Source organism: Phycisphaeraceae bacterium (genome assembly GCA_020851465.1).
GTDB lineage: Bacteria > Planctomycetota > Phycisphaerae > Phycisphaerales > Phycisphaeraceae > JADZCR01.
Map to the genome: position 1 here is coordinate 1 of JADZCR010000004.1, position 2765 is coordinate 2765.

The following is a 2765-nucleotide window of genomic DNA, read 5'->3' on the forward strand; positions in this document are numbered from 1 at the left end:
GAGTTTATCTCTGAACTGCGCTCGCGCTCTCTTGTTGAACATTAAGATCCGGATCGAAGCAGGTGCCATGCCGAGCGCGTCGACGAGGTACTTGACTCGCTGCACCATCGTCGTTGTCTTGCCAGATCCCGCGACAGCCAGTACCCGGGCATGCCGACCAAGCGGGTGCTTTACAACGCGCTCCTGTTCCGGGGTCAATGTTTCCGAACTCAAAGCTCATCCTCCAGGTTCGGCATGGCTTTCGCCGCGGTGTTGGACTGGGCAGGCAGCTGAAACCGTATCTTCAGACCATGAGAGTAGTCGGGATTGTCACCGCCCAGATGAGCGATGACGATCGCATTGACGGGTGCGCCGAGTTGGTCAAACCGCGAAGCGAGTTGTGCAGCAAGGTCTTTCGCCAGAAACCCAACCTGAACCCCATTGAGGGTTTCGACCCGAATCGCGTTACGATCGTAGCGGTTCGCTGGATCGCGTCGCAACAGCAGCCGGTCGTTTGCCTGGATACTCCTGACAACCTGCTGGCGCCCCTCGAACGTGACGCCAACCACGTGAACATCATATGTGTCCACGCCTGTCGATTGCTGCTTAGCCAGCCTCTGATGTCTCTGAAAGAACGACTCGCCACCGTCCATGATCCGTTACAGCTTCCGCAGACCGTGTTGATAGAGTATCGACATACTAGCACATTTGTCGGGTCGCTTCCCGCTGCCTCGCTTACCCGTAACTGCTGCAAGGCAACGTTATGATCTGTGCCTAGTCCTCGAACCCGTAGTGCTTGAACTTCAGCGTGCGGCTATTTTCACTCACTGTGCGAATCGTCCCGTCGTCGAGGCCGGTCGGGCGATCGGCGCTGATCTCGACCGTGATCCGCACATTCGTCCCGGTCAGGCTAATCAGCCGCTGAATGACCTCGTCGACGATCGTCGCCATATCCTTATTGCCACGCCGCGGATCAAGCGTCACCGTGCCGTGATAGCGCGTGGTCAGCTGGGCCTCGGTCTCGACCAGAGCCGCCGGTGTCTCTCCACCGCCGAATAGCGGAGTTGGTCGCTCGGTGGGTTCTGGCGCGCGTTCGTTCGCTTCGCGTTCCAATTGATCACGCGCCGCGTCCGGTCGGACGATCACCGACCTGTCGTCGAAGTACACGCGGGCCGGGTTATCGAATGCCAAACCCTTATGATTGCCCTGCGCATCAACCATGGTCGCGTAGCCGAACGGCGCATCCCAGCGCACGACGCCGTCGGCGATGGTGTCGATCAGCACGTTCTCGTCGTATAGACGCGGCAGGTAGCAGTAGGACTTCAAGTACTCCCACAGCTTCTTGATCGAAAGGTGCGGATTGCTGACTAGGTTGATAGCGTGTTCCTTGGGGACTTGAGTATAAGGATGAGTGATACCCACAGGAGTCAGGGGCCAAGCATACATAGTGAGACGAGTGCACCCGTGTCCTGCTACCGTGTGGGCGTGACGCCGGACATGACGAATGCCATTTCGATCATCTTCGAGTCGTTGCCGGCAAACAGCATGCGCGCTTCATCGCGCCAGTTGTGGTATCCAAACTCGCGGAAGATACCCGCATACCTGGTCGGCAGCACGGAGGACATCCGGAACAATTCCTGGACGAACGGGTTTGAAATCTCGCTCTCGGAGGTGAGCCCCGTCCAACTCGTCGGATCGGTCACCGTCTGGCCGAGTGGATTTGGCCCGATGTAGATGTTCTCCACCAGCACGTTGCCGTCCGGCGTCGACATGTTCATGATGCCCTGCGCCACCGGGCCCGGATCGCCGCCGTTGTATTCCCCGTCGGTCAGGTGACAGACCATCGGTGCCGGGCTGTTGGGCGGCAGATTGGGGATCTCCGCCAACAGAATGCGTTCCGCTTCCAGGAAGGCCGACTCGGTGTTCGTCATGTTCTGCGGCGAGAGATTCGGGACGCCCTGCTGCGCGAACTCGTCCACGGTCTTGATTCCGCCGAGCACATCCCACACCTGACCGGAATAGGCGAGCAGCGCGATGCGATATCGCGGCTGGATCGACGTGCCGCGCGTTGACCGTGCAACCATCGATATCGCGACGTCTTCGAGGCACTTCGACACGAGTTCGATCCTACTGATTCGGTTGCCTTCGGGCATTACGATATCCGGTGTGCCCATGGAACCGCTTACGTCGAGCAGATAAATGATGAGGGCCGGAGTCTTGCTGGTCGCTGCGGCGGTGTACGACCCGGGTCTCGGCGTAGGCGCGGTGGTCGTCGGTGCGCCGCCGAGGTTACCGGTGTTCGACCGCTTCACCGACTGCTTCTGCTCGGCCTCAAAGCGCAGGCGCAACAGGTCAGTGGCGATGTCATGGCAGATAGCCGCTTCCTTCGAAGCGCCGACCGCTTCGAGCAGCCGCGTGGCGATGGAGGCCGCTTCATACGCCTGATCGTTCGTGAACGGCTTCTGGTGCGCCCAATTGTTGCGCGCGTCTGAGAGGATACCGACGTAGCCGCGCTCTGACTTGCCGAGCGTTGCCTTGAACACCTGCTCCCAGCGCCGGCTCATGGCATTGAGACAAGCCTGCACGTCCATCTCGCTGACCGCGTCCTCGGCGGTGCGTGCCGCCAGCCCGCCGTGGGTGCCGGAGGTCAGCGCGTCGCTGATCTCGGCGAGCATCGTGCTCTTAAAGACCCGCTCGTATTCGGTGACGATGTACGGCGCCAGCCCGGCCTTCAGGGCATCCAGCAGTTCACTGACACGATCACGATTTGATTTGGCCATGACTGA

General features: G+C 60.1%; 4 protein-coding genes. All 4 read right to left on the reverse strand.

Annotated elements, in window-relative coordinates:
- On the reverse strand, positions 1-213 hold a 213-nt coding region (locus IT444_05115; GenBank protein ID MCC7192145.1), incomplete at its 3' end, for a UvrD-helicase domain-containing protein.
- Positions 210-548: an HIRAN domain-containing protein gene (locus IT444_05120; protein ID MCC7192146.1), complete on the reverse strand. Its 339-nt coding sequence runs from the start codon at positions 546-548 to the stop codon at positions 210-212. The genes IT444_05120 and IT444_05115, both read right to left, overlap by 4 nt.
- A 205-nt stretch (positions 549-753) precedes the next feature.
- Positions 754-1401 carry a hypothetical protein gene (locus tag IT444_05125; protein ID MCC7192147.1) on the reverse strand — a complete coding sequence of 216 codons (648 nt, stop codon included), beginning with the start codon at positions 1399-1401 and terminating at the stop codon, positions 754-756.
- Between the two features lie 50 nt (positions 1402-1451).
- A partial coding sequence (locus IT444_05130; protein MCC7192148.1) for a hypothetical protein occupies positions 1452-2765 on the reverse strand: 1314 nt, incomplete at its 5' end.